The organism is Pseudolactococcus raffinolactis NBRC 100932, from assembly GCF_001591765.1.
Classification (GTDB): Bacteria; Bacillota; Bacilli; order Lactobacillales; family Streptococcaceae; genus Pseudolactococcus; species Pseudolactococcus raffinolactis.
The window spans coordinates 1-2,446 of the sequence record NZ_BCVN01000079.1; the positions used below are offsets into that span (position 1 = coordinate 1).

At 38.7% G+C, this 2,446-nt stretch carries 1 protein-coding gene; it reads right to left on the minus strand.

From position 1 onward, the window contains the following. Positions 1-2,446, minus strand: a 2,446-nt coding sequence (locus tag LRA01S_RS10420) for a phage tail tape measure protein (RefSeq protein ID WP_061775539.1), incomplete at both ends; no start/stop codon positions are given.

The following is a 2,446-nucleotide window of genomic DNA, read 5'->3' on the forward strand; positions in this document are numbered from 1 at the left end:
CGTCAAGATACCACCGTTGGCAAACCAATCAATGCCGATTGACGGTATTTGACCTTTTAACGGGTTAAACGAACCACTAAGTGAAAAGTGTGGTAATGGAATGTGGGGTATAGAGATATCAGGGAATTTAAGTTTAAAGTTAAACAGACCCTTGATTTTGTCAATGATTCCTGAAACAACATTTTTAGCAGCTTCGATCGGAGTTGTAATCATGCTTTTTATACCATTCCAAGCGCTTGAAGTAATATTTTTAATGCCTTCCCATATGTTGCTTATCGTGTTTTTCACACCATTAACCGCATTTGAAACCATGTTTTTTATACCATCCCAAATCGAACTCATGAAATCCTTGATGCCTTGCCATATATTACTTGTTGTGTCTTTGATTCCTTGCCAGATTCCCTTAACAAAATCTGCGATTGATTGACATACATTGCTTATAGTATCCTTCATGCCATTCCACACATTGCCAGCCATTTCTTTCATGCCATTCCACAAACCAGCCAGCCATTTGACGAATCCATCCCAAACACCTTTGAGCCAGTCAACGATAGCGCCCCAGTTCATGATGATCACGACCAATAAGGCAATAACTGCAATGACCGCAAGGATAATCAATAAAAATGGTGCTAAGGCAATGTCTAACGCTGTTTGTGCAACTGCTAGGGCTGCAATCACGGGGATAAGCAAAGTAAATACTGCTATAAGCCCCATTACAATTTCAATAAAAAGTTTGACTGGTTCAGGTAAATCCGTAAATGCTTTAGCCATATCAGCTAAGAAATCCATCACTGGTTGTAGTGAGTTAAGAATATCAGTACCGACTTCTGACAGGCTCGAACTTAATTCATTCCAACTCGACTGCCATTTTTGAGCTGGGTCTTTCTTTGTCGCTGAATCCATTGCTCCTTCAACATTTTTAAACCCATCATTGACTTTATTTAGCCCAAGAAAACCTTTTACGCCCATATCTTCAAATTGAGAACCCAATTTTGTTAATGCTTCTTGTTGTTGTGCGGGACTCATTTTTTTCATTTCTGACTGAACACTCGTCATGACATCACTAACTGTTGCGTTTCCGTTTTTATATTCGTTAAACATATTTTGAGTCTCTTGAGACATACCAGAAATCATTTCTTCATAATCGCCAGCTGCCAACTTTTTACTGAATTCGACCATGCTGTCTGCGATCAAATCCGTGTTTTTAACACCGTTTTTCAAGCCACTATCCAACATTGAGAAAAATTCTTCTTGGCTATATCCCGCTTCTTTGACTGTTCCGCTATATTCAACAATTGTGTCGGTAAAGTCATTACTTGCGTTTAACCCATTTTTGTAACCAGCAGCAAGCATGTCAAAAGCTTCTTTGTTTGATACACCGAATGCTTTCATGAGGTAATCAGCGGCTTTTATGTTATCGGTATATTCGGTATTAGTCCTTTTGCTTAAGGCAATAACTTGTTCAGTTATCTTGCTCAAATCCTCATTGTTCAAGTCTTTGAAAGCATTTTTCATTATAATTGTCGCATTTGTAGCTTCATCAATTGAATCCGTCACACCAGATTTGAATACATCAACCGCTACACCTTTAAGGTTCTCCATTTCGGATTTACTTAGGTTCGTGTTGGCTGCGATCGTCCCAAATGAACTTTGAAATTCTAGCGCTGTATCTTTAGCGTGATTCCCCAATTCTACAATCTTATCACCTACGGCTGAAATGATTTCGCCAGCCTGCGCCATGTTTCCGCTGTTAATTGCATCCGTCATGTCGCCAAGGCTGTCTTCTGCACCTTTTGCTTTTGGTGAGATTTCTTGAAGTTCAGTTTTTACTTGATCAAGTGAATTACCATTTTTAACGCTGTCTAAAGTCGACTTGAATTTATTGATATCCACATCAGCGCCTAGTGCTTCTTTACCAATTTTGTTTAACGCAATTTCTAATTGGTCTGAGGTTGCTGTACCATTCTTGATTGCGTTGACTAGCCTAGTGCCTAGAACATCTGCAAAATCATTAACTGATTTACCTGATGCCGAAAAGTAAGTGTTTAATCTATTTGTGTTCTGACCAAGTTTTTCTTGTTCAGCTTGCAATCCACCTAGTTGTGATTTGTAGCTATTTAAACTCTGTTCCGTCTGCGCAACTTCACGCCCAAAAGCTCTGTACTGTTCTTCGCCGATGTTGCCTGATTTGAATTGTGCTTCAACTTGGCTTTGTGCTGATTTCAATTGGTCTAATTTAGTTGAGGTATTTTCAATTGAATCTGTCAATAACTTTTGCTTTTGTGCTACTAACTCAGTATTTGATGGGTCAAACTTAAGCAACTTATTAACTTCTTTTAACTCGCTGTTAAGCTTGACGCTAGTACTATCAACTGTTTTCAAGGCTTTCTGCAAGCCTGTTGTATTACCGTCTAGCTCAATTGTTATGCCTTTTATGTTCTTATTT